Annotated in this window: 21 protein-coding genes; 8 read left to right on the top strand and 13 right to left on the bottom strand. The window is 32.1% G+C overall.

Annotated elements, in window-relative coordinates; all coding sequences use genetic code 11:
• Positions 1 to 6 precede the first annotated feature (6 nt).
• The gene (locus AJ885_RS01075; RefSeq protein ID WP_044778572.1) at positions 7 to 1,452 is read left to right on the top strand and encodes a glutamate synthase subunit beta; all 1,446 of its coding nucleotides are present in this window, start codon (positions 7 to 9) and stop codon (positions 1,450 to 1,452) included.
• On the opposite strand, the gene AJ885_RS01080 is transcribed toward AJ885_RS01075, so the two are convergent.
• From AJ885_RS01080 to AJ885_RS01090, 3 genes are all read right to left on the bottom strand, one after another.
• The gene (locus AJ885_RS01080; RefSeq protein ID WP_044778570.1) at positions 1,453 to 2,028 is read right to left on the bottom strand and encodes a ribonuclease HII; all 576 of its coding nucleotides are present in this window, start codon (positions 2,026 to 2,028) and stop codon (positions 1,453 to 1,455) included.
• Positions 2,029 to 2,060: 32 nt separating this feature from the next.
• Positions 2,061 to 2,300: a ComEA family DNA-binding protein gene (locus tag AJ885_RS01085; RefSeq protein WP_044778569.1), complete on the bottom strand. Its 240-nt coding sequence runs from the start codon at positions 2,298 to 2,300 to the stop codon at positions 2,061 to 2,063.
• A gap of 64 nt (positions 2,301 to 2,364) precedes the next feature.
• Positions 2,365 to 3,012 (bottom strand): ferritin family protein, encoded by a 648-nt coding sequence (locus AJ885_RS01090; RefSeq protein ID WP_002855562.1) that lies wholly within the window; start codon positions 3,010 to 3,012, stop codon positions 2,365 to 2,367.
• Between the two features lie 158 nt (positions 3,013 to 3,170).
• Here AJ885_RS01090 and ilvD point away from each other — a divergent pair, with 158 nt between their 5' ends.
• Positions 3,171 to 4,847: a dihydroxy-acid dehydratase gene (ilvD, locus tag AJ885_RS01095; RefSeq protein WP_052949447.1), complete on the top strand. Its 1,677-nt coding sequence runs from the start codon at positions 3,171 to 3,173 to the stop codon at positions 4,845 to 4,847.
• A gap of 11 nt (positions 4,848 to 4,858) precedes the next feature.
• Here the strand turns inward: ilvD and AJ885_RS01100 are convergent, their stop codons facing one another.
• Together AJ885_RS01100 and AJ885_RS01105 are read right to left on the bottom strand one after the other, a co-directional pair.
• Positions 4,859 to 5,383: a YagU family protein gene (locus AJ885_RS01100; protein ID WP_002880648.1), complete on the bottom strand. Its 525-nt coding sequence runs from the start codon at positions 5,381 to 5,383 to the stop codon at positions 4,859 to 4,861.
• Between the two features lie 91 nt (positions 5,384 to 5,474).
• On the bottom strand, positions 5,475 to 6,701 hold the full coding sequence (locus tag AJ885_RS01105; protein WP_002866794.1) for an HD domain-containing protein: 1,227 nt from the start codon (positions 6,699 to 6,701) through the stop codon (positions 5,475 to 5,477).
• 76 nt (positions 6,702 to 6,777) lie between these two features.
• Between AJ885_RS01105 and queC the strand changes: the two genes are divergently transcribed.
• Positions 6,778 to 7,452, top strand: coding sequence for a 7-cyano-7-deazaguanine synthase QueC (gene queC / locus AJ885_RS01110; protein WP_070280597.1), 675 nt, complete (start codon positions 6,778 to 6,780; stop codon positions 7,450 to 7,452).
• Between the two features lie 20 nt (positions 7,453 to 7,472).
• Here queC and dsbI read toward each other — a convergent pair whose 3' ends face one another.
• From dsbI to AJ885_RS01140, 6 genes are all read right to left on the bottom strand, one after another.
• The gene (gene dsbI, locus AJ885_RS01115) at positions 7,473 to 8,999 is read right to left on the bottom strand and encodes a disulfide bond formation protein DsbI (RefSeq protein WP_070209963.1); all 1,527 of its coding nucleotides are present in this window, start codon (positions 8,997 to 8,999) and stop codon (positions 7,473 to 7,475) included.
• 11 nt (positions 9,000 to 9,010) lie between these two features.
• The gene (dba, locus tag AJ885_RS01120; RefSeq protein ID WP_002779270.1) at positions 9,011 to 9,178 is read right to left on the bottom strand and encodes a disulfide bond formation protein Dba; all 168 of its coding nucleotides are present in this window, start codon (positions 9,176 to 9,178) and stop codon (positions 9,011 to 9,013) included.
• 106 nt (positions 9,179 to 9,284) lie between these two features.
• Positions 9,285 to 11,063 (bottom strand): methyl-accepting chemotaxis protein, encoded by a 1,779-nt coding sequence (locus AJ885_RS01125; RefSeq protein WP_002860864.1) that lies wholly within the window; start codon positions 11,061 to 11,063, stop codon positions 9,285 to 9,287.
• Positions 11,053 to 11,967: a cytochrome-c peroxidase gene (locus AJ885_RS01130; RefSeq protein ID WP_044778565.1), complete on the bottom strand. Its 915-nt coding sequence runs from the start codon at positions 11,965 to 11,967 to the stop codon at positions 11,053 to 11,055. Before AJ885_RS01130 ends, AJ885_RS01125 begins: the two co-directional genes overlap by 11 nt.
• 87 nt (positions 11,968 to 12,054) lie before the next feature.
• On the bottom strand, positions 12,055 to 12,927 hold the full coding sequence (locus AJ885_RS01135; RefSeq protein WP_070209964.1) for a fumarylacetoacetate hydrolase family protein: 873 nt from the start codon (positions 12,925 to 12,927) through the stop codon (positions 12,055 to 12,057).
• A 111-nt stretch (positions 12,928 to 13,038) separates the two neighbouring features.
• On the bottom strand, positions 13,039 to 13,941 hold the full coding sequence (locus tag AJ885_RS01140) for an RluA family pseudouridine synthase (RefSeq protein WP_002860867.1): 903 nt from the start codon (positions 13,939 to 13,941) through the stop codon (positions 13,039 to 13,041).
• 76 nt (positions 13,942 to 14,017) lie between these two features.
• On the opposite strand from AJ885_RS01140, the gene purB reads away from it, so the two are divergent.
• Both purB and AJ885_RS01150 read left to right on the top strand, forming a co-directional pair.
• Positions 14,018 to 15,346, top strand: a complete 1,329-nt coding sequence (gene purB / locus AJ885_RS01145; protein WP_070209965.1) for an adenylosuccinate lyase — start codon at positions 14,018 to 14,020, stop codon at positions 15,344 to 15,346.
• 15 nt (positions 15,347 to 15,361) lie between these two features.
• Complete coding sequence (locus AJ885_RS01150; protein ID WP_002860869.1) at positions 15,362 to 17,731, top strand: ribonucleoside-diphosphate reductase subunit alpha; 2,370 nt, start codon at positions 15,362 to 15,364, stop codon at positions 17,729 to 17,731.
• 38 nt (positions 17,732 to 17,769) lie between these two features.
• On the opposite strand, the gene AJ885_RS01155 is transcribed toward AJ885_RS01150, so the two are convergent.
• On the bottom strand, positions 17,770 to 19,155 hold the full coding sequence (locus tag AJ885_RS01155; RefSeq protein ID WP_070209966.1) for a cation:dicarboxylate symporter family transporter: 1,386 nt from the start codon (positions 19,153 to 19,155) through the stop codon (positions 17,770 to 17,772).
• Between the two features lie 119 nt (positions 19,156 to 19,274).
• On the bottom strand, positions 19,275 to 19,898 hold the full coding sequence (gene thyX / locus AJ885_RS01160) for an FAD-dependent thymidylate synthase (protein WP_002871158.1): 624 nt from the start codon (positions 19,896 to 19,898) through the stop codon (positions 19,275 to 19,277).
• Positions 19,899 to 20,017: 119 nt separating this feature from the next.
• On the opposite strand from thyX, the gene AJ885_RS01165 reads away from it, so the two are divergent.
• From AJ885_RS01165 to AJ885_RS01175, 3 genes are all read left to right on the top strand, one after another.
• The gene (locus AJ885_RS01165; protein WP_070209967.1) at positions 20,018 to 21,649 is read left to right on the top strand and encodes a CTP synthase; all 1,632 of its coding nucleotides are present in this window, start codon (positions 20,018 to 20,020) and stop codon (positions 21,647 to 21,649) included.
• Positions 21,636 to 23,207, top strand: coding sequence for a single-stranded-DNA-specific exonuclease RecJ (gene recJ / locus AJ885_RS01170; protein ID WP_070209968.1), 1,572 nt, complete (start codon positions 21,636 to 21,638; stop codon positions 23,205 to 23,207). Before AJ885_RS01165 ends, recJ begins: the two co-directional genes overlap by 14 nt.
• A gap of 85 nt (positions 23,208 to 23,292) precedes the next feature.
• On the top strand, positions 23,293 to 24,339 hold the full coding sequence (locus AJ885_RS01175; protein ID WP_079396326.1) for a type II asparaginase: 1,047 nt from the start codon (positions 23,293 to 23,295) through the stop codon (positions 24,337 to 24,339).
• Positions 24,340 to 24,732: the final 393 nt, after the last annotated feature.

Here is a 24,732-nt window from a genome sequence, read left to right on the forward strand (position 1 = left end):
GTAAAAATGGGAAATGCAAGAGGTTTTTTAGACTTTAAAAGAATGGATTTTAAAAAAATTGCCCCTAAGGAAAGGGTTTTAAATTACAAAGAATTTACAACGCTTTTAGACAAGAAAGAACAAGAAATTCAAGGCGGACGATGTATGGATTGTGGTGTGGCCTTTTGTCATACGGGCGTGATGAGCGAAGGAAAAGATATAGGCTGTCCTTTAAACAATCTCATTCCTGAATGGAACGATCTTATTTATCATTCTTTATGGAAAGAAGCTTATGAAAGACTTGAACTTACTAATCCTTTTCCTGAATTTACCGGTCGTGTTTGCCCTGCTCCTTGTGAGGATTCTTGTGTGTGTGCGATAAATGGTACAAGTGTGAGTATCAAAAATAATGAATTATCCATTATAGAAAATGCTTTTAAAGAAAATTTAGTAAGAGTAAATAAACCTAAGCAATACAATGGCAAAAAAATCGCTATCATAGGAAGTGGACCCGCTGGACTTGCTTGTGCTAATACTTTAAATTCACTAGGTTATAAAGTAAGTGTTTTTGAAAGAAGCGATAAAATAGGCGGACTTTTGATGTATGGCATCCCTGATATGAAGCTTGATAAAAGTATAGTTCAAAGACGGGTGGATTTGCTTAAAAAAAGCGGGATTGAATTTAAAGTGAATGAAAATATAGACAGCAAAGATAAGGTTTCAAAACTTCTAAAAGAATTTGATGCTTTGGTGCTTTGTACAGGAGCAAGTAAGCCTATAGATCTTGATATAGAAGGTAGAAAGCTAAAAGGGGTTGAATTTGCCCTTGATTTTTTAACGCAAAATACCAAAACTTTGTTAAAAACAGGCAAGGGTGCAGATACGGCCAAAGGTAAAAATGTCTTGGTTATAGGAAGTGGGGATACAAGTGTGGATTGTATCGCTGTAGCGACAAGACAAGGGGCTAAATCTATAGTGCGTTTTGAAAGAAGTCCAAAAAGACCTTTGCAAAGAAGCCAAAACAATCCTTGGCCTTTAAAAGCTGACATTTTTACTACTGATTATGGTTTAGAAGAAGCCATTGCTGTATATGGCAAAGATCCTAGGGAATATCAAAAAATGACAAAGAAATTTTTAGGAAAAACTCATGTAGAAGGCGTTGAAGCAAATGATTTAAAACGCGAGTTTAAAGAAGGCAAAGCTATAAATGTCGAATTTTCAAATTCTAAAAAAACTTATAAAGCGGATTTAGTGCTTTTAGCTATGGGTTTTAGCGGGTGCGAAGAAGCTATCTCTAAAAATTTTGGAGTGAAATTAGATGAGAAAAACAACATAAGCACAGAAAATTTCCAAACCACTCATAAAAAAATCTTTGCTTGTGGAGATGCTAGAAAAGGACAATCTTTAGTTGTTTGGGCTATAAAAGATGGTATAGAATGTGCTTTGAGTTTGCATCAAAATTTAGCAAAATAATCATAAAAGTTTAAAACTTTTTCGGTGGAGTTTGCAAATTCCAAATTTAGCTATAAGTTCTTTATGAGCTTTTGTGCCATAGGCTTTGTTTTTTTCAAATTCATAACAAGGAAAGTCTTTAGCTAAGAAATTCATCACCCTATCTTTACTAACTTTTGCAAGTATGCTAGCTGCACTTACTTGCAAAATGCTAGTATCGGCTTTGATTTGTGTTTTTATCCCATTTATACCTAGGTTGGTCTTTCCATCATATAAGAAGTTATTTTCTGTTTTAAAATGCTTTTTTATAAGCTTTAAGCCTGTTTTTAAACAAGTGCTTAAGCCTAGTGCGTCGATTTGCTCTGAAGAAAAAGCAAGTATGAGATAGTTTGAATTTTTGATGATGATTTCATAAAGTTCTTCGCGTTTTTTTTCGCTTAGTTTTTTAGAATCACACAACCCATGAAGTTTTTTGTTCAGTTTGCAAGCTGCCATCATCATAGGACCTGCCAAAGCACCGCGTCCTGCTTCATCAATACCAATTAAATTTATGTCAAATTCGTTTAAAAGTTCTTTTGTGTCAAATAAAGTTTTCAAATTTTTCTAAAAAGAAGGGCAAAAATGCCCTTTTATTCTACTATGATATCATTTTTGATTTTTTCAAAAAGCTTATCACCTATGCCTTTAACTTTTTTAAGATCATCAATACTTGTAAAATTTGCTTCTTTGCGGTATTCTAAAATTGCTTTAGCCTTAGCTTCGCCAATACCATTTAAACTTTTTAATTCTTTTAGCGTTGCAGTGTTGATATTTACAGCACCAAAGAGAAAAGCCGTTAAAGCAAAAAATAAAAATAGTAATTTTTTCATTTTATTATCCTTTTATTAAAAAATAATTGTAATATTATCTTAAAAAGGATAAGAATTTCTTAACTTAACCCAAAAATTCGCGTTTAAAATACTCTTTTGGTGCTTTACATAAAGGACAGGCTGCTGGAGCTTTTTTGCCACGATGTATATGTCCACATACTTCACAAACCCATAATTCTTCTACTTCGCTATTAAAAAATTCTTCTTCTTCAAGCATTTTTTTAAGTGCTAGATATTCTCTTTCGTGTTCTATCTCTACTTTACCAATAGCTGTAAATAATCTCGCTATAGCCTTTTTGCCTTCATCTTCAGCAATTTTTGCAAAATTTGGATACATAGTTGTGTGCTCATAGTTTTCACCTTCTGCAGCACTTACTAGATTTTTTGTAGTTACCTCTAAAGGTTTGCCATCAACGATTTCATGATAAGCTTTAAATTCTGCTCTTGCATGCCATTTTTCATTTTCAGCTGCTTCTCTAAAATGTCTAGCAACCGCGTGCCAACCTTCTTCTTCAGCTACATCAGCAAACAAATCGTATTTGTTTCTTGCCATAGATTCGCCTGCAAAAGCTTTCATCAAATTTACTGCAGTTAAATCTGTAGTGATACATTTCATTTCTTCACCACAACAACTAAGTTTACCACCGCCTACATTTTGAACTTCTACTTCATTGCCACATTTTTGGCATTTATAGGTTTCATATTGTCTCATTTTGACTCCTTTTTGATTATCAAAAAGCATTGTATTATAAAAAAATATTTTTGTCAATTAATAATTTTTATCATTTATGAAAATGTATATCAAAATAAATTTCACAAAAATTAAGCTTTGCTAAATATAATTTTAAAAAATTATTATCAGGAGTTACAATGAGAAGCGATGCGATAAAAAAAGGACATTTAAAAGCACCTAATCGTTCTTTACTTCGTGCTTGTGGTTTGAAAGATGAAGATTTTGACAAACCTTTTATAGGTGTAGCAAATAGCTATATAGACATAATCCCAGGGCATTATTTTTTAAATGATTATGCTAAAATCATTAAAGATGAGATACGCAAAAATGGTTGTGTGCCTTTTGAGTTTAATACCATAGGTGTAGATGATGGTATAGCTATGGGGCATGAAGGTATGCTTTATTCTTTACCAAGTCGTGAAATTATCGCAAATTCCATTGAAACAGTGATGAATGCTCATCAACTTGATGCTTTAATCTGTATCCCAAACTGCGATAAAATCACTCCTGGTATGTTAATGGGAGCTTTAAGGGTTAATGTTCCAACCATTTTTGTAAGTGGTGGGCCTATGGCTTCAGGAGTAACCAAAAAAGGAGAAAAGATCAGTCTTAGCTCTGTTTTTGAAGCTGTAGGGGCTTATGAAGCCAAAAAAATTAGCGAAGAAGAATTTAAAGACATAGAATGTTCAGCCTGTCCAAGTGGTGGATCTTGCTCGGGAATGTTTACGGCAAATTCCATGAATACCTTATGCGAAGCTATGGGTATAGCACTAGAAGGTAATGGAACCATTTTAGCTTTAAGCAAAGAAAGAGAAGAGCTTTTAAGAAAAGCAGCGCGTCGTATTTGTGAAATCGCCTTAGATGAGCGTTTTAAAATTCGCAATATCATCACTCAAAAAGCCGTGCGTAATGCTATGGTAGTAGATATGGCAATGGGTGGAAGTAGCAATACTGTTTTACACATGCTTGCCATTTCACGTGAAGCAGGGGTAGCACTAGATATTAAAGATTTAAATTTCATCTCAAGCAAAGTTGCACACATAGCAAAAATAGCCCCATCGCTAAATAGTGTTTATATGGATGATATCCACAAAGCAGGAGGTGTGAGTGCAGTTATGGCTGAAATTTCAAGCAGACAAGGACATATTTTAGAACTTGATGCACTGACTATCACAGGAGAAAGTCTCAAAGAACGCTTAAAAAATGCCAAAATCAAAGATGAAAATATCATTCGTAGAGTAGATAATGCTTACTCAAAAGTAGGTGGACTTGCTATTTTGTTTGGAAATTTAGCTGAGCAAGGTTGTGTTATAAAAACCGCAGGAATAGTTGGAAAAAGAAAATTTAAAGGCAAAGCTGTTTGTTTTAACTCTCAAGATGAAGCTATAAAAGGCATTATCAAAGGCAAGGTGCAAAAAGGAAATGTTTGTGTGATACGCTATGAAGGTCCAAAAGGTGGCCCTGGTATGCAAGAAATGTTAAGTCCTACTTCACTTTTAATGGGTATGGGTTTGGGTGCTGATGTGGCTTTAATCACCGATGGTCGTTTTAGCGGGGCTACAAGGGGTTTAAGCGTGGGTCATATTTCCCCTGAAGCAGCTGAAGGTGGTCTTATAGGACTTTTAAAAGATGGAGATGAAATAGAAATTGATGTAGATGCTTATACCATCCATGCAAATTTAAGCGAAGAAGAAATCGCTAAACGCAAAAAAGAATTTGTATTACCTCAAAAAGAAGTGCCTTCAAGATGGCTTAGAATGTATCAAAAACTTGTTAGCAATGCTAGTAAAGGTGCAGTTTTAGATATGGAATGAAAGGAAACCTTTCATTCTTCTATTTCTTTAGTTATACGATTTCTTATATCTCTACGAACTATTTCCATACCCCACAGCCAAACAATATGGCCAAAAATTTCAGACAGGTGTTCATCAAAAGGAATTTCAGAAAGTGGTGGAACTTCTGCAATTAAAGGCATTACAATAACATGGGCAAAAAGATAAACAAAAAATCCAAAAACTGCACCTTGCCACATAGTAATACGGTGCCATTTTTCCGCTATCATACAATAAGCTACTCCAAAAACAATAGAAAAACCGACATGCACTATAAAAATTGACAAAGGCATTTGCATACCTGAAAACATATAAGTCCAATCAGTAGGTAAGCCTAGTTGTTCTAGAAAAATTTTAGGTGGAGTAACACGTTCTAAAGCATCTGCTGGCCAAAAAATATTGGGATTTCTTGGAGGAAAAGGTACTTCCCAACCCCATTTAACAATAGCTCCGAAAATACCCGCTAATATACCTATAAAAAAGGCTAAAGTATAGCGCTTTTGAAAGTATTTTTTCATAATAACTCCTTTATGTTTTATACAAAATAAAATTTGAATTTATAATATTTTTATTTAAAACATATTGAAAATAGGAGTATAAAAATCTTATTTAAATTTTAAAATACTCTCTTAAACTTTCACAAATTTCAAAAAAATTCACCCCATCTATAGTAGGATTTTCTTTAAAAAACTCATACATTCCTAAAAAACCACTTTCAAGTTCTTTAGACTTTACACCATAGCTTATACTAAGTCCTGCTTCTATATAAGCAGCAATTTTATCGCAGTATTTAAGCGCCTTACCATCTATAGCACCAAATTCATTTTCATTAAAAGAACTTAAACTTCCGCTACAAAGCTCTATTTTAGCATTTTTATAAGTGCGATTTTCAAACTCATTTTTTACAAAATTTGACTCATCGTTTCTACCTTCTCTAATACCTAAAATATAAGAAAACTCAGCCCTTAAACCCTCAGGAACGAAGGGTAAAATTCTTTCATTAATAAGTTTCATTTCATAATCATTTATGATATCATGAAGCCCATCAATACCGTATTTTACAGGGCTGATAATATCACGCGTTAAAGACTCTGGCAAATCATGAAACAAAGCACAATAAAAATTATTCTCAAGTCTTTTATCGCAAGCCTTGATTTTTAGTGAGTAAAAATATCCCAAAATCGCCACCACAAGCATATGTCCTAAAACCGCAGTTTCTGGTATGCGTGGAGTTTGAGCCCAACGCTTTTGAAAGCGAAGTCTTCCGCTAAGATCGATGATTTTGGCTATTTTTTGATTTAAAGCGATTTTTCTAGCTCCTATAAGCTCATAGTAATCTTCTAATTCTTCTTCAACTTTGTTTTTAATCTCATCAATATCATTTAAAAAAGCTGAGGTTTGATAAACTATGTTAAATTCCCATCTTGTAGCAAAATACGAAGCTGCTTTTAAGATAAGCCTTTCTTTAGCGTAAGCATTGCCGTTTAAATACGCTTCAAAACGCTTTAAAAACTCTCCTTCTTCTATATCTTCTATCATAGGTTCGATTTTGCTTAAAACCCAAGCATTAACTTCAGCTTTTTTTTGACGCACGATTTCATGATACACATCAGGGCGTATATCGGTTACTACCACACGACTTAAAAACTCAAAAATTCCCCCTTCTATAATCACTCTCATATCCACATCTTTTTCCATTTTAGCAATAAAATATGCGATGATGAATTTATGAGCTTGTTTGTCAAGCTCAACCAAATTTGCCATTCTTGGATAATCATTCCAACGACTGATAGAAGCGGCTTTAAAAATGTGTTCTATGAGTTTTATGTTTATCATGCTTTTGCCTTTTTTGCAATTTAAATTTAAAAATTTTCGTTAAAATTGCGAAATTATAGCAAATTTAAGGATAAAAATGAGTAAAAAAGCACTTTGTATCATAAGTGGCGGTATGGATAGTACTTTGTGTGCTTATCTAGCCAAAAAAGAAGGTTATGAAATCATCGCTTTGCATTTTGATTATGAACAACGCACTCAAGAGAAAGAAAGAGAATGTTTTAAGCAAATTTGCAAGGCTTTAAAAGTAGAAAAATCTTATATTTTAGATGTGACTTTTATCAAAGATATAGGGGGTAATGCCTTAACCGATAAAAGTATAGACATTCCTAAAAATGAGCTTTGCATAAGCGATACCCCACCTATCACCTATGTGCCTTTTCGCAATGGAATTTTCTTAAGCATAGCAGGATCTTTGGCTGAAAAGGAAAATTGTGAGAGTATTTTTATAGGGGTGGTAGAAGAAGATGGCAGTGGTTATCCTGACTGTACTGATGAGTTTATACAAAAGGCACAAGAATTTATCAATGAAGGTGCGAGTAAGAATTTCAAAGTTTGTATAAAAACTCCGCTTGTTAGACTGAACAAAGCTAAAATTGTAGAACTAGCCTTAAAAGAAAATGTACCTTTAGAACTTACTTGGTCTTGTTATGAGAGTGAAGATGAAGCATGTGGGGAGTGCGATAGTTGTTTGCTTCGTTTAAGAGGTTTTGAAAAAGCAGGGTTTAAAGATAAGATCAAATATAAGTCCTAGTTTTCACTAGGACTTAAAGCTTAGTTTAGAGTATAAAGCTTGTTTGCTCCATCTTGATAAGAAAGAATGTTGATTTTTCCATCTTTAAAGAAAATGCTTCTAGCATTAGTGATAGAGCTTGGGAAAGCGATAGTTTTTACTACTTCTTCCTTAACTGGATCAATTACGGCAATCACATTGTGATTTTTGCTTAGTGCATAAATTTCTCCATCTTTAAAAGTCATAGAAGTTACATAAAGATCGCCTAAAGTTTTACCTTCTTTAAGATTTGCTTTTGGAGTAAATTCTCCTGAAAGAACACGATCTTTTAAAGAAATTTTAGAGATTACAAAAGTTTTAGCGTCTTTGTTGTTTGGAACAGTTGCAAGATAAAGATAATTTCCATCTGTAGTCATGCTTGCTACATGGTTAAATTTTGCTCTTACAGTATCAAGTCTTCCACGACCTAAACCTTCGCCTTGGCCTTTAAATTTATCATTACCTTTTACAAAATCAGCGTATTGTTTAGCGATATCTTCTTCACTTGCATTAGGATTTTTTGCAAATCTTAAGAAAGATTTGTTTGAGCCCATAAGAATGAATTTATCGTTCATATAAGGTATGATGCCAATAATTGGATCAATAGAAGCTGAAAAATAAGGATCAAGCTCAAAACCTTCTTTAACGCTAAAATTATTATCTAAGAAAGCCACATCCCATTTAGAGCTTGCTACAAATTCATTGTTGATATAATCAAGAGTATTGATGGCTTTGTCAAAATTTATAGTTTGTTCATTTGTGATTTTAAGCTCATCATTGATTTTTGCAAATGGAGCATTGTTGATATCATTATCAAATTTTATGCCAAGTTTTTCACTTGCAGGTGCAAAAGCATAATCAGGAGCTTTAACATCGCGCTTTCCTAAGAAAGAAATATTTTGCCATAAACCATTCCAACCTTCTTTACTCCAAATGATGTATTTTGGATTTAAGCTAAATCTTACAGGATCGCCTTGTCCCACATAAGGAGGAATTCCTGTGCTTACAAAAGCTTGGAAAACATTTGAAGCTACTACAATCGCACTGATAACTACAGCTGCGAGAGAAAATTTCGTATATTTTCTAAATTTTTCTCCATTTAATTCTGCTTCAAAAGCATTAAATTTAGGAGCAAAAGCAAAAATCACACCTAAAAGCAATACAACAGCCCAAAATACCACTTCAGCCCAAAAATAAGTATGGATACCAAAAACTGCTAAACCAAAACCTTGATCTAAATCTCTATGAGCGTGATTGCCATAGTGAGCAAAAGATTGATAAAGGCCTACTGCTGTCATGATTAAAAGAGCAGCAAGGTATTTACCTTTCATACCATAACGAACAATGAAAAGCGCCATCACACCGATAAAGATCATTGCTTCTCTTTGTCCCCAGCAAAGTGTGCAGGGACTATCACCCAACATATAACCAAATACAAAATTTGCAATACCTACAGGTAAGAGTATGATCAAAAAGCCTGCTAAACACATTAGTGTGTAGAAATTTTTTGTTTTATTGATTTCGTTCATTTAGCCCTCCCTTACAGATTCATTATTGTTAATAGTGCGCCTGTTTTGTGGCCAACATAGAAAAAAACCATTAAAAGCCAAGCTACCATTACTAAACCAAAAGCCAAATTTTCTTTTTCTGGTTTTTTGATAATCAGTATCAAGGCGATTAAAACTAATAAAAGTTCAAGAAACTCCATAGTATCTCCTTATGAAATAAAAACCGTTAATTTTACTTTAAAAACATAAATTAAAGATAAATTTTTTATTAAAATTTCGTGTTAATTTAAATTAACACGAAAAAAGTTACTGAAAGCTACTTAATTTTTCAGAGAGTTTAGACGCACCATTTAGAACATTTTGAGAGATATTATTGATTTCGGATGATAAATCTTTAACAGAATTTGCAAGTTCATTAACCTTGTCTATGCTTGTTCCTAGGATAAGCATTTTATCTTTTACTTCCATGCTTTTATCTTTCATGGTTTGGGTTGATTCTATAGAGCTTTCTAGTTTATGCATAGAATTTACAAGTTCTTGTTGTAAATCATTGGTTTTTAAAGAGGTTTCTTTCATAGAATCATGGATAAGATCCATCAAGGCTTTGTTGTCATTGATTTGTTGGACTATAGCATTAACAGTAGCATTTATATTTAAAAGAGATTTACTTGTTTTATCGGCAAGTTGACCTACTTCATCAGCAACAACTGCAAAACCCCGTCCATGTTCGCCCGCTCTTGCAGCTTCAATAGCTGCATTCAAGGCAAGTAAATTGGTTTGATCGGCTATATCTCTAATAGAACTTGTAATTTCTATGATATTATCTGCACTTTGAGTTAGATTATCCATATTGGCTACTATATTTTGCTCTTTTTCATTATTTTCATTTATTAAATTTACAAGTTCAGATAGAGTAAGTTCTACCTTATCCATCAGTATGTGCATATCTTGCATATTTTCTATGCTTTCTTGTGCTAAATTTCCCGCAAGATTGATATGATCATCTAGGACATAGGTGATTTCTTTAACGCCTTGAATTTGTTCATGTTGTGAATTAGAACTGTTTTCAAGCATCATAGAGTTGTTTTTGAGCTTTTGTGAATTTTGATGACTTGATTTAGCATTTTCTATGGCTTCTATGATTGAGTTTTGAACGGTGGATATAAATGAATTAATATATTGAGCACTTTGTCCAAGTTCGCTTTTTGGATCTATATTTAAACGAGAGTGTAGATTGGCTTCTTTACTAGCTAAATTAGCGCTTAGTTTTTCTAAAGTATGAATTGGCATGATGACTTTTTTTAGTGTTAATAAAATAAAAAATACAAATAATACAAGAGTGATTCCAAATACTGTTAAAGCGATATAAAATTTAAATAAATTAGATTGTTCTACAGCATTTTGAGTGAAAGCGTTAAGTTGTTTTAACTCTTTCATAAGAGAATTATTCTCATAAATAGAAGAATTATCTTGCATAATAGAAATCTGTTTTACAATCATTTTATAGTGTTTTAGAAAAAGTTGTAAATTTTCACTTTTTGTATCGTTTTTGATTTCTTTCATAAGGCTGTTGAGTTGATTGAGTGTTGTTTTTTGCAAAATACTTTCAGTTGAAAGAACGCTTAACATAGAACTCATTGTTCTATAGTTGTTTTTATTTGTTTCATGGTTTTGTTCTAATTCTTCAAAATAATTTTTAGCTAACTCAAACAAATAAAGTTTTGAATTTACCGCTATGGAATTTGCGGATTTGAAATAATTAAGCTGGATTAGTTTGGCATTAAAAATTTCTTCCGCTTTGCTTATATCAATCCCAAAAGTTTTAAGTTTTTTAAAGTTTTCTTGCATTTTTTTTATTGCTTGAACACTTGGATCATAGTTAATAAAATTAAAACTATTTTGAAAAACGGAATTGATTTTTTCATCTGAAATTTGTAGCTGTTGAACTATGTTTATTAAGTCTTTATTATCTTTAGATGAGGAGTAGTTGTTAAAAATAATACCTAGCAAAACAAGAATAAAAGCTAAAACTAGCGTAGATAAAATAATAAATTTTATCAAAAATGAACTTTTTTTATTTGTCATGATATTCTCCTGTCAAGCTTTCTAGGAATGCAACTATATTATCAACTGTTTTTTGATCTAAAAATTTTCCTAGTTGATAGTAAGCCATAAACTGAACACAAGCATCTAAAGTAGGTATAGAACCATCATGAAAATAAGGCGCGGTTTTGGCTATATTTCTTAAACTAGGAACCTTAAATATCATTTTATCAGCTTCTCTTTTTGTGATTTCATAGCGTCCTAAATCTTCTTGATTTGGGTATTCTTCAAAAATACCGATTTTTTGAAACATATTTCCACCTATATTTTGACCTTGATGACAAGAAATGCAGCCATTAGCTTTAAAATCTTCATAACCTTTTTTAGCTTGAGCTGAAATAGCATTTTGATCTCCGCTAAGATAGCGATCAAAAGGAGAATTTGGAGTGATTAAGGTTTTTTCAAATTCTGCAACTGCAAGAGCTATGTTTTCTACCGTAACTTCTCCATAAAGTTTTTTAAAAGTTTTTACATAATCTTCATTAGAATTAACTTTTTGTAAAAGAAGTTCAGGACTTAGTCCCATTTCTTTTGGATTAAAAAAAGGCACTTTTGCTTGTTCTGCTAAATCTTTGGCTCTGCCATTCCAAAATTGCACAAAATTAAACACAGAATTAAAGGTTGTAGGAGTGTTAAAAGGTTTATCAAGTTGATTATCAACTCCTATTGAAAATTCAAGTCCATCAACGCCGTGTTGATCAAGCCTATGGCAGGTATTACATGAAACTTTTCCATCTTTGGATAAGCTTTTATCCATATAAAGACTTTTTCCAAGCTTAGCTTTTTCTTTATCATAAGGGATGGAATTTGGAATAGGGGTTATCATATCTACTGCAAAGACTATATTTGCATAAGATAAACATAAAATTATTATTATTTTTTTCATAATAAATTTCTACCTTAAGTTTAAATTTCTCAGAATGTCATTATACTTTAATTTTGGTAAATTGTTTAATATATTGATATTTTTTATTTAAAGTTTTTTTATTTTATTGCAAAGTTCTCCTAAATTTTCTATGACACAACGTACTTTATCTCCTGATTTTAAAAAAGTAGGTGGATTTAACCCCATGCCCACTCCACTAGGAGTTCCCATAGATATAATACTTCCAGCTTTTAAAAGCATGCCCGCGCTAAGTTCTTCTAAGACATAAGCAATATCAAAAATAAACAATTGGGTGTTAGAGTTTTGGCGCAGTTCATCATTGACATAGCTTTGAAGTTGGAGTTTAGGAGGATAAGAAATTTCATCTACACTTGTGATATAAGGTCCCATTATAGTGCTACCTTCAAGACTTTTTGCTCGGTAGAATTGTTTGTGGCGTTTTTGAAGTTCGCGAGCTGAAATTTCATTGATAATAGTATAGCCAAAGATATAATCTTTTGCATCTTTAGCTTTGATTTTATAAGCATCTTTACTTAAAATAAATGCAAGCTCACATTCATAATCAAGCTGAGAAGTTACATCTGCATGTAAAGGTATATCACCAAAAGGTGGCGTAGCTTGATTGCAGCGTTTTCCAAAATATACAGGATATTCTCTTTCTTCAAATTTTTCACCCTTAAATTTGGCAGATTCTTTGGCATGATCTAAAAAATTAATCCCAAGACATATAATATCTTGACGAGGTTCTATAATAGGAGCTAGATAATCTTCTTTTGGAATTTCATAGGCTATTTTAGAATCCAAGTCTGTAAGCTTGTGTTTAAATTTATCAAAATAGATAATAAATTCATTCATATCGTTAGTTTCAATGCCAAGATCAGCAAAACTTACAATTTTTCCACTAGAATTTAGTACTCCTAGATTGGGTTTTTGATCCTGTATAAAATTAACAAATTTCATTAGAAAATCTCGCTTTTTTATTTAATTATACTTAAAGTTTTAGCAAGAATTATTTTTTTGTTTTAAAATTTGGTAAAAAAGTGATTGATTGTAGCGTAGTGAAACATCATTTTATTTTATGGAATTGTTAAAAATTTCTTTTATATTTATTTTTGAGTTGATATCAAAATTTTGATTTTTATATTGAAATTTCAAACGATAAGAATGCAAACACAAACGCAAGGCACCTGTAAGTTTTAAGCGTTCTTTAGGATTTAATTTTTCATCTAAAATACTTTCGATTTGTTCTTTGCTAAGCCCATAAAGTGGATCGCCTAAAATGGTATGATTTTTATAATGCAAATGTACTCTTATTTGATGTTGTCTGCCTGTTAAGGGTTTGCAAAGTAAAAGAGTAGCGTTGATTTTAGGAAAGTATTCTAAAATTTCAAATTCAGTGATAGCTTGTTTTCCTTCTTTGCAAATTTGCATTCTTGTTTTTACATCATCGTAGTTTTTAGTTAAATTTATAGCTTTATCAACTATAAAATTTTCTTCTATTTTTCCATGAGCTAGAGCAAGGTATTCTTTTTGAACCAGTTTTTTTTCAAACAAGCTTTTAAGATCAATTTGAGCTTTTTTATTTTTGGCTATAAGTATAAGTCCGCTCGTTTCTTTATCAAGCCTGTGTGCTACGCAAGCCTCTTTTCCCCAAAGATGCCAAATTTCATCACTAAGACTGTATTTGCAATGTCTACCATTTGGATGGCTTAAGATCCCACTTTCTTTTTCAAGTATGGCAAAGTCTTCATTTTCAAAGACAATTTCTACTCCTTTGGGATTGTTTTTATAGACTATAAGCTCTACTAAACCATTTAAAATTTTATTCTTTTCTTCTACTAAAATTCCATCACAAAAAAGTCTTTTTTTGTCTATGAGTTTTTGTGCTTCATTTATGCTAATTTTTAAATTTTCCATAAGGACTTGAAACGCCTTTTTTCCATTGTTTGAGAGTTTTATTTTTATGTAGGCCATTTAATAACTTTCTTAGGATAATTTGATATAATTTCCGTTTTTTAAATATAAAATTATAGCTAAAAAGGTTTCAAAGATGGTTGAAAGATATAGCAGAGAAATCATGGCTAAAAAATGGGACATGCAAGCAAAATATGATGCGTGGTTAAAAGTAGAATTAGCCGCTGTAAAAGCTTGGAATAAACTCGGTCTCATTGATGACACAGACTGCGAAAAAATTCTTAAAAATGCAAAATTTGATATTGCAAGAATAGACGAAATAGAAAAAACCACAAAACACGATGTTATCGCTTTTCTTACAAGTGTAAGTGAAAGTTTGGGAGAAGAGAGTCGTTTTGTGCATTATGCAATGACAAGTTCTGATTGTATAGATACAGCTGTTGCTTTACAGATAAAAGAGAGTTTGGAGCTTATTTTAGAAGATGTTTCTTTGCTTTTAGAAGTGATCAAAAAGCGTGCTTTGGAGCATAAAAACACCTTAATGGTAGGAAGAAGTCATGGAATTCATGGAGAGCCTATCACTTTTGGTTTGGTGTTAGCTATTTGGTATGATGAAATTTTGCATGCAAAAGAGCTTTTAGAACATGCAAAAGAAGTGATAAGCTATGGAAAAATCAGCGGTGCAATGGGAAATTTTGCTCATGCACCTTTGGAATTTGAAGAAGAAGTTTGTAAAAATTTAGGTCTTAAAGCCGCTCCTGTTTCAAATCAGGTGATTCAAAGAGATCGTTACGCTCAAGTTATTTCTGCTATTGCGATTTTAGCTTCAAGTTGTGAGCAAATCGCTGTAGCCATAAGACATTTTCAAAGAACTGAAGTTTATGAGGCTGAAGAGTATTTTAGTGTAGGACAAAAGGGAAGTTCAGCTATGCCACATAAAAGAAATCCTGTTTTAAGTGAAAATATCACAGGGCTTTGTCGTGTGCTTAGATCTTTTGTAACTCCAGCTTTAGAAAATGTTGCACTTTGGCATGAAAGAGATATATCTCATTCTAGTGTCGAAAGATTTATTTTGCCTGATGCTTTTATCACGGCTGATTTTATGCTTATGCGTCTTACAAATATGATTGATAAGCTTTTGGTTTATCCTGAAAATATGATGAAAAATTTAAATCTTACAGGCGGGCTTGTATTTTCAGGGAGGGTGCTTTTAGAGCTTCCATTTAAAGGCATTAGTCGTGAAGAAGCTTATAAAATAGTTCAAAGAAATGCTATGAAAGTTTGGGCGGATTTGCAAAATGGCAAGGCTGCTATCAATGAAAAAAATGAAAGTTTGTTTTTGTTGGCACTTTTAGAGGATGAGGATTTAAGAAAAAGTTTGAGCGAAGAGGATGTAAGAAAATGTTTCGATTATAACTACTATACAAAAAATGTTGATGCAATTTTTAAAAGAACATTTAAATAAAAAGCAAGGAAGGCAATGAAAGTTATTAAAAGAAATGGTCGCACAGAAGAATTGGATATTTCTAAGATCAAAAAATGCACCTCTGATGCTGTAAAAGATTTAGAAGGTGTGAATTTAAGCGAACTTGAACTCGATGCAAAGATTCAATTTCGTGATGGAATTTCAACTGAAGAAATTCAAAAAACTTTAATTAAAACTGCAGTAGATAAAATAGATATTGATTGTCCAAATTGGACCTTTGTTGCAGCTAGACTTTTTTTATTTGATTTATATAAAAAAGTTAATGGTATGAATCGCTATAATCATTTGCGTGAGTATTTTGAAAAGGGCGAAAAAGAAGGAAGAATTTTACTTGGTCTTAAAGAAAAATACGATTTAGATGATTTAAATGCTTATATTAAACCTGAACGCGATATGCAATTTACTTATCTTGGTATTAAAACTTTATATGATAGATATTTGATTAAAGATAGTAAAGGTATGCCTATAGAACTTCCTCAACAAATGTTTATGGCCATTGCGATGTTTTTAGCGCAGAATGAATTTAATCCTCAAGAATGGGCGAAGAAATTTTATGATTTAATTTCTAAATTTGAACTCATGCTTGCAACTCCGACTTTATCTAATGCAAGAACAACGCGCCATCAGCTTAGTTCTTGTTATATAGGTTCAACTCCTGATAATATTGAAGGTATTTTTGATTCTTACCAAGAAATGGCTTTGCTTTCCAAATTTGGTGGCGGTATAGGTTGGGATTGGTCTAAAGTGCGTGCTATGGGTGGAAGCATAGATGGACATAAAAACGCTGCAGGAGGGATTATACCTTTCTTGAAAATTACTAATGATATTGCCGTGGCAGTAGATCAACTAGGAACCAGAAAAGGAGCTATAGCCGTTTATATAGAACCTTGGCACATGGATATAAGTGATTTTATTGATTTGCGTAAAAATTCAGGTGAAGAAAGACGCCGTGCTCATGAACTTTTCCCTGCTTTATGGATCAATGATCTTTTTATGAAGAGAGTAAGAGCTAATGATAAATGGACTCTTTTTGATCCTGCAGATACAGCGGATTTGTGTGATTTATATGGCGAGGCTTTTGAAAAACGCTATGAAGAATATGAAAAAGATGAAAGCATTACCAAAGAAATCGTAGAAGCTAAAGAGCTTTGGAAGAAAATTTTGCTAAATTATTTTGAAACAGGCTTGCCATTTTTATGTTTTAAAGATAGTGCTAATAGAGCAAATCCAAATGCTCATGTAGGAATTATTAGAAGTTCAAATTTATGTACTGAAATTTTTCAAAATACCGAGCCAAATTATTATCAAATTAAAGTAGTTTTTGAAAATGGAGATGAGCTTCATTTTGATGAAGAGCAAAAGGTTGTGATCGATGGGGGATATGAAAAACCAGCCAAAAAAATATCAACTTTAGATAGCATTGATGGTAATAAAGTTTATATAGTGGAAAAATATAAAAATGATGGAAAAACAGCCGTTTGTAATTTAGCAAGTATAAATCTTAGCAAAGTGTATACTAAAGAAGATATAGAGCGTGTTGTGCCAACGGCTATTCGTATGCTTGATAATGTAATTGATTTAAATTTTTATCCTCATAGAAAAGTAAAAGATACAAATTTAAAATCTCGCGCCATAGGTCTTGGAGTCATGGGTGAGGCACAAATGCTTGCTGAGGCTAAGATTCATTGGGGAAGTGATGAGCATTTAAATAAAATCGATGAAATCATGGAGCAAATTAGCTTTGAGGCTATTAATGCGAGTTCAAATTTAGCTCTTGAAAAAGGTTCTTATGAAGATTTTGAAGGATCAAACTGGAGCAAGGGGATTTTTCCTATTGATGTAGCAAGTCCTAAGGCTAAAGCTTTAACTTTAAGAGAAGGTTTATTTGATCAAAGTGAATGCGATTGGGTTAAACTTAGAGAAAAAGTTAAAAAAGATGGTATGAGAAATGGTTATTTGATGGCCATTGCGCCTACTTCTTCTATTTCTATCTTGGTGGGTACTACGCAGACTATAGAACCTGTTTATAAAAGAAAGTGGTTTGAACAAAATTTAAGTGGTATGATACCTGTTGTTGTGCCAAATTTAAGCCTTGATACTTGGCAATACTATACTCCAGCCTACGAACTTGATCAAAAAATTCTTGTAAAGGCTGCTGCTGTGCGTGGTAAGTGGATCGATCAAGGGCAGAGTTTAAATATCTTTTTGTCACTCGATAAAGCAAGTGGGGGATATTTAAATGAAATTTATCAACTCGCTTGGGAGCTTGGAGTAAAATCTACTTATTATTTAAGAAGTGAAAGCCCTGATAGTGAAAAAGTCAATGTTGCAGATCGTAGCATAGAATGTGAAGGTTGCCAATAAATACTAAAACCCAATGAAAAGCATTGGGTTTTAAAAGATTAAGAATTGTAAATTTCTTTATCTAGAGCTTTTAGATTTTTTGCAGTACAAAGTGCCGAAGTCATAGCTCCTGAGACATTGCTTGCTGTTCTTGCCATATCTATAATAGGATCTATGGCTAAAATCAAACTTAGCATGACAAAATTATTACCAAATCCAATCCCTGCTAGCATAATAGAAGCTGCCATAGTTGCACTTCCAGGTACTCCAGCTATACCCAAGGATCCAATAACAGCTACCAAAACTATCATTAAAGCAAATGTAAAATCAATATGTGTATGTGTAGCAAAAGCTACAAAAACTGCCGCTAAAGCTGGAAAATATCCCGCACAACCATTAAGTCCTGTTGTTGTACCTATAGATGCTACAAAATTAGCTATAGCTGAATTAACTCCAAATTTATTTTGCAAAGTTGAAGTGGTCATAGGCAAAGTGCCCAAAGAAGATCTTGAGCTAAATGCAAATAACCATACAGGAAATGCTTTTTTTGCATATTTTATAGGGTTTAGCCCTTGTGAAGCAAGAAGTAAAAAATGCACCCCGAACATCATAAACATAGCTATATAAATAAGCATTATAAAAAGTCCAGCTGTTTTGATAGCTTCAAAACCATTGCTTAAAAGCACATTAGCCATCATACAAACTACAGCATAAGGCATAAATCTAATAACTGTAGCAGTCATGTTCATCATAATATTATAAAAGGTTAGGATAAAATTATGAAAACTTTTAAAGGCTTGTTCATACTCTTCTTTTGTAGAAATTTTTTTAGCACTAATTCCTATAAAAAAAGAAAAAATGACAATAGCTATAATATTTTCTTTATTAATAGCTGTAATGATGTTGCTAGGTATTAGCCCTAGTATAATATTTGAAAAAGTTTGAATTTCGCAAATTTGTTTATCTCCTTCATGTATAGCAAAATTGCTTCCTAAATCAAAACTATAACCTAAAAATATACCCAAGGTTGCAGCTATGGCTGTGCTAAAGAGTATCCAAAAAAGACTTATTCCAAGCAAGGAGGATATTTTGATATTTTTATCAATTTCTATAATTACTTTTATAATGCAAATGCTTACAAGGGGAACAACCAACATTTTTATAAAAGCTACAAAAACAGAACTTACAAATGCAAACCAATGTTTTGTTTCACTATACCAAAGAATATTACTTGCTTCTTTAGCATCTGGAAAATTTGCCAAATATTGCAAAGCAAAACCAAACCCCAAACCCATTAAAAGCGCAAATAGCATGCGAAGAGAAAAATTGATTTTTATATCCCGCATTTTTTTTAATGCGTAAAAAACAACACAAAGCATAGTAAGAGTAGTTATAGTATGAGCTTGTGAAATCATTAGAAAATCTTGAAAAAATTGTTTATCCATAAAAAGTCCTTATAAGAAACTATAATCAAGCACAAGGTATATGAAAATATACTTGCATAAAGCTTGATTTTATAAATGGTAGCATAAAAATATTTTAAATAAGATAAAATTAGTATGATTTATTCTATATCTTTATGTAGGCAATGTTCAAATATAAATTTGTGTTCTTGTGGTAAGGCTTCAAATAAAGCATTTGCTAAATTTCTAATCTCCCAAAGAGCTGATTTTGAACTACGCAAAGATATGAAATTTTGTAAACTTCTTGCATTAATTGTTAGTGTAAGTTCGGTTTTATAGCTTTCTGGTAAGCAGTATTTGGCTATATCTAGACTAATGCTTTTTTGTAAAATAGTGCGTAAATTTTCTAAGGCTTTAATGCTTGCGTTATCAACCTCTTCATTACCACAAAGCACAAGATAACGGCTTGCATTTTCAAAATCTCCTATTTTAAATTCAGCTTCATTGCGAAGTTCTTTTAAGGTATAACGTGTGCTTTTTACACTAGGGCTAGTGTGACGGTGTCTTGCAACTTCTTGCAAACAAGCTCTTGAAATTCCTTGTATATAAAAAGTATAGTTTAGATGTTCTAAGGTTGAAGCGTGTTTGAATTTATTGCCCACGCGATCGATAAGTTCTTTATCTTTTTCGCCACCGCAATCGCCTTTTTCAAAGCTTTGCCAACAAGTTCTTGTTGCATGAGAACAAATAGATAATGGAGTGTGAAAAAGTAAAGTGATTTGCATGCTTATTCCTTTTTTGATAAAAATATTTTTTATAATTCTTGCATTTTTTACTTAAAATTCTAATGAAATAAAAAGTTTTATCAAGCTATAATTAGATAAAAAAATAAGGCTTATTATCAATGAAACAAACAAAATATATTTTTGTAACAGGCGGAGTTTTAAGTTCTTTGGGTAAAGGGATAGCTGCTGCTTCTATCGCAACACTTTTAAAAAATTCAGGGCTTAAAGTGAGTATTTTAAAAGCTGATCCTTATATCAATGTCGATCCAGGCACCATGAGTCCTTTTGAGCATGGGGAAGTTTTTGTAACTGATGATGGAGCAGAAACGGATCTTGATTTGGGACATTATGAGCGTTTTTTGGATGAGAGTTTATCTCAAGATAATAACTTTACTACAGGACGCGTTTATCAAAGTGTGATTGAAAAAGAAAGGCGTGGAGAATATCTTGGCAAAACCATTCAAGTTATCCCTCATATAGTAGGAGAAATCAAAGATCGCATTAAAAAAGCAGGAGAAGGCAAAGATATACTCATCGTTGAAATAGGCGGAACTGTTGGGGATATAGAAGGCTTGCCTTTTTTAGAAGCTATTCGTGCTTTGCGTTTGGAAGTGGGTAAAAATAATGCTATGAATATTCATCTTACTCTAGTACCGTTTATCAAGGCTACAGGAGAATTAAAAACAAAGCCAACTCAACATAGTGTAGGCGAGTTAAGACGCATAGGCATTAGTCCTGATATGATTATTTGTCGTAGTGAAAAAGCTCTTGATAGAGATTTAAAAGATAAAATTGCTATTTCTTGTGGGGTGGAAAAAAATTGCGTGATAGAAAGTGTTGATGCGGCTAGTATTTATCAAATTCCACTTAATTTTTTAAAGCAAGATATTTTAAGCCCTATTGCTGAAATTTTGGATTTGAAAAATTTAAAACCTAACATGGAAAATTGGGACTCTTTGGTAAAAAGAGTTATAGCTCCAAGCAATGAAGTTAAAATCGCTTTTGTAGGCAAATATGTGGATTTAAAAGAAAGCTATAAAAGCCTTACTGAAGCTATTATACACGCAGGCGCAGCTCTAGATACTAAAGTGGAGTTAAAATGGGTAGATAGTGAAAAACTTGAAAATATGGAAAGTGCTGAAGTATTTAAAGATGTGAGTGGAATTTTAGTTGCTGGGGGATTTGGATATCGTGGTGTAGAAGGTAAGATAAAAGCCATTCAATACGCAAGAGAAAATAAAATTCCTTTTTTAGGAATTTGTTTAGGTATGCAGCTTACTTTGGTGGAAGTTGCTAGAAATGTATTAAAACTTAAAGATGCAAATTCAAGTGAATTTGATGAGAAATGCCAAAATCCTGTGGTTTATTTGATTGATGAATTTATGGATACAAATGGAGAAAAACAAATTCGTACTGCAAAAACTCCTTTAGGCGGAACTATGCGTTTAGGAGCTTATAAATGCGATATTAAGGAAAAATCCCTTTTGGCTAAGGTTTATAATGAAGCAAAAAGTGTAAAAGAACGCCACCGCCACCGTTATGAAGCAAATCCAAAATATAGAGCAGATTTTGAAAAACACGGTTTGATTGTAAGTGGTGAAAGCAAAGGATTGATCGAAGCAGTTGAGCTTAACTGTCATCCTTTTTTCTTGGCTGTGCAGTTTCATCCAGAATTTACATCAAGACTTGAGCATGTTAATCCTGTGATTTGCGGTTTTATCAAGGCAGCTATAAACTATGAAGATAATTAATAAAAATGAAATTAAAAAAATTTTGGCTTCACGCTTTGAAAAAGATTTGCATACCAAACTTTGTGATCTGCCTTTGCCATGCTGTTTAAAGGATGCATATAAAGCAGCTAATCGCATCAAAGAAGCTGTAGAAAAAAATGAGAAAGTCGCCATAGTAGGGGATTATGATGTTGATGGAATCATTTCTTGTGTTATTATGGCAGAATTTTTCGATGATATAGGTTTTGATTATATAGTAAGAATTCCAAATCGTTTTAAAGATGGATATGGATTAAATGCTGAGATTATCAACGAACTTGATGTAAATTTAATAATAACAGTAGATAATGGAATAGCTGCTATTGAAGCAGCCAAACTCTGCAAAGAAAAAAATATAGATTTGATTATCACTGATCATCATATGCCTCAAGATGTTTTGCCTGATGCTTTTGCCATTATCAATCCAAAGCAAAAAGATTGTGATTTTCCAGAAATTGAAATTTGTGGAGCTCAAGTGGCATGGTATTTGATAGCAGCTTTAAAAGAAGTTTGCAAGCTTAAATACGATATGAGTAAATTTTTAGAACTTTTGGCGATTGCAATTATTGCAGATATGATGGAGCTTAGAGATTTAAATCGTGCTTTAGTAAGGCGTGGTATAGATCATATTAACAAATCCAAAAGAGCTGCTTTTAGGGCTATTAAGCATTATTATCAAAAGGATAAATTTGCTCTTGATAATATAGGGTTTTTAATTGCTCCACTTATAAATAGCGCTGGAAGAATGGATGATGCAAGTATTTCTTATGAATTTTTACACACTAAAGATTTTAATAAAGCTTTAGAATATCTAGAGCAAATTGTTAGTTTTAATGAAAGTCGTAAAGATGAAGAAAAACAGCTTTTTGAAGATAGTTTAAATCAAATCGATGAAAACGATTCTTGTATTGTGGTATCGGGTTTAAATTGGCATGAAGGGGTTTTAGGGATTGTGGCAAGTCGTTTAGCTAAATATTTTAATAAACCTGCTTTTGTATTTTCTCAAAATGAAGAACACTTAAAAGGCAGTGCAAGAAGTGTTGGTAAGATTGATATTTTAGCTTTAATTTCTAAGACAAATTCTATATTAAGCAATTATGGTGGTCATAAAGGTGCTGCTGGAATCAGTTTAAACTCTGAAAATTTTGAACAATTTAAAAATAAAATCAAAAAAGAATGTTCGCAAATTTCTGAAAGTGAATTTTTGGATACGGATGAAATTTTAGGAATCTTAGAACCTAGCGAAATTGATTTTGAAATGCTTGAAATTTTAGAATCTTTTGAACCTTTTGGACATAAAAATCCACGACCTTTTTTTGTTTTAGAAAATCTTTGTGTAAAAAATAAAAAACTTCTAGGTAAAGATGAAAAACACTTAAAGCTTATTTTAACCAAGGAAAATAAAACCATAGAAGCTTTATTTTTTAATTTTGATAAAGAGCCAGAATTGAATCAAAATATTTCTTTGCTTGGAAGTATTTCTAAGAATGAATTTAGAGGATTAGTAACTCCACAATTTGTTATTAAAGAAATTTTATAAATTTTATAAAATTTTTATTTATTATTTATTAATATTATATAAGTTTCATTAATGAAACGAATTTTAACAAAATAAGGGGAGAATTGTGAAAAAGTTACTATTATGTGTATTAGTATTTTTATCTATAGGAGCATGTATGGCAGAAGCTAAACCAAAGATTGCTATTTTAGCAACAGGTGGAACTATAGCGGGTTCTATTGATAGTGCTGTTGCCACAACAGGTTATACAGCTGGGGTTGTTGGTGTAGATGTTTTAATCAAAGCGGTTCCACAAATTCAAGATTTAGCTAATATTAGTGGGGAACAAATAGCAAATATTGATAGTTCAAATATGCGTGATGAAATTTGGCTAAAGCTTGCTAAAGAAATCAATAAGCTTTTTGCTGAAGGGGTGGATGGTGTGGTTATAACTCATGGTACTGATACCATGGAAGAAACTGCTTATTTTCTAAATTTAACCATTAAAAGTGATAAGCCTGTAGTTTTAGTTGGCGCTATGCGTCCATCAACTGCTATAAGTGCAGATGGGCCAAAAAATCTTTACAATGCTGTAGCATTAGCTGCTGATAAAGAGTCTAAGGGCAAGGGTGTTATGGTAGCTATGAATGATAAAATTTTAAGTGCTAGAGGTGTAGTAAAAACCCATAGTTTAAATGTTGATGCTTTCTCTTCTCCTGATTTTGGGGATTTGGGTTATATAGTAGATGGTAAAGTCTTTTTCTATAATAATGTTACTAAAGCTCATGCAAAAAACGCTCCTTTTGATGTAAGCAAACTCACAAGTTTGCCAAAAGTAGATATTCTTTATAGCTATTCAAATGATGGTAGTGGTGTCGCTGCAAAAGCTTTATTTGAACATGGAACTAAGGGCATAGTTGTTGCAGGAAGTGGTGCAGGAAGTATACATGAAGATCAAAAAAATGTTTTAAAAGAGCTTATAAAAAAAGGACTTGATGTTGTTGTAAGTTCAAGGGTTGTAGCAGGTCGTGTTGCTGTGAGTGATTCAGATGAAAAATTAGGTTTTATTAGTGCTGAAGATTTGAATCCTCAAAAAGCAAGAGTTTTGCTTATGTTAGCGCTTACAAAAACAAGTGATCCTAAAAAAATTCAAGAGTATTTTTTAAAATATTAAAATTTTTTAATATTTCTAAACTTAGGGAATTTATCTTCCCTAAGTCAAGCCTTTTAATCCTAATAATAGTATATTATATCTTGCATTTTTTATTATCATTAAAATATAGCCCCCATTTTTTAACCCACCAAATACTTATATAAATACTTACACAAATATTTATATTATTTAATCCTTTATTTAATCCCCTTTTAAGTTTAATTGGTTATACTTTCATTTCCTTTTTTGAAAAAAAGGACTTAAAATCTTTTAAATTATAAAGTTTCACTAACTGAGTAGATTTTATAAATTAACTTTATTTTAGATTTTTTAAGTTTTTAAATTATTTGAGTTTTTAACTTTCTTAATTTTTTAATTTAAAACTAAAAAGCTTTTTTATAAATCTTGTTTTTA

The organism is Campylobacter sp. BCW_6464 (assembly GCF_001762775.1).
GTDB classification, from domain to species: domain Bacteria; phylum Campylobacterota; class Campylobacteria; order Campylobacterales; family Campylobacteraceae; genus Campylobacter_D; species Campylobacter_D jejuni.

Coding starts and splice junctions, on each gene's coding strand:
- AJ885_RS01075 (WP_044778572.1), top strand. CDS start 7: ATGGGAAATGCAAGAGGTTTTTTAGACTTTAAAAGAATGGATTTTAAA.
- AJ885_RS01085 (WP_044778569.1), bottom strand. CDS start 2,300: ATGAAAAAATTACTATTTTTATTTTTTGCTTTAACGGCTTTTCTCTTT.
- AJ885_RS01090 (WP_002855562.1), bottom strand. CDS start 3,012: ATGAGACAATATGAAACCTATAAATGCCAAAAATGTGGCAATGAAGTA.
- ilvD (WP_052949447.1), top strand. CDS start 3,171: ATGAGAAGCGATGCGATAAAAAAAGGACATTTAAAAGCACCTAATCGT.
- AJ885_RS01100 (WP_002880648.1), bottom strand. CDS start 5,383: ATGAAAAAATACTTTCAAAAGCGCTATACTTTAGCCTTTTTTATAGGT.
- AJ885_RS01105 (WP_002866794.1), bottom strand. CDS start 6,701: ATGATAAACATAAAACTCATAGAACACATTTTTAAAGCCGCTTCTATC.
- queC (WP_070280597.1), top strand. CDS start 6,778: ATGAGTAAAAAAGCACTTTGTATCATAAGTGGCGGTATGGATAGTACT.
- dsbI (WP_070209963.1), bottom strand. CDS start 8,999: ATGAACGAAATCAATAAAACAAAAAATTTCTACACACTAATGTGTTTA.
- dba (WP_002779270.1), bottom strand. CDS start 9,178: ATGGAGTTTCTTGAACTTTTATTAGTTTTAATCGCCTTGATACTGATT.
- AJ885_RS01125 (WP_002860864.1), bottom strand. CDS start 11,063: ATGACAAATAAAAAAAGTTCATTTTTGATAAAATTTATTATTTTATCT.
- AJ885_RS01130 (WP_044778565.1), bottom strand. CDS start 11,967: ATGAAAAAAATAATAATAATTTTATGTTTATCTTATGCAAATATAGTC.
- AJ885_RS01135 (WP_070209964.1), bottom strand. CDS start 12,927: ATGAAATTTGTTAATTTTATACAGGATCAAAAACCCAATCTAGGAGTA.
- AJ885_RS01140 (WP_002860867.1), bottom strand. CDS start 13,941: ATGGCCTACATAAAAATAAAACTCTCAAACAATGGAAAAAAGGCGTTT.
- purB (WP_070209965.1), top strand. CDS start 14,018: ATGGTTGAAAGATATAGCAGAGAAATCATGGCTAAAAAATGGGACATG.
- AJ885_RS01150 (WP_002860869.1), top strand. CDS start 15,362: ATGAAAGTTATTAAAAGAAATGGTCGCACAGAAGAATTGGATATTTCT.
- AJ885_RS01155 (WP_070209966.1), bottom strand. CDS start 19,155: ATGGATAAACAATTTTTTCAAGATTTTCTAATGATTTCACAAGCTCAT.
- thyX (WP_002871158.1), bottom strand. CDS start 19,898: ATGCAAATCACTTTACTTTTTCACACTCCATTATCTATTTGTTCTCAT.
- AJ885_RS01165 (WP_070209967.1), top strand. CDS start 20,018: ATGAAACAAACAAAATATATTTTTGTAACAGGCGGAGTTTTAAGTTCT.
- recJ (WP_070209968.1), top strand. CDS start 21,636: ATGAAGATAATTAATAAAAATGAAATTAAAAAAATTTTGGCTTCACGC.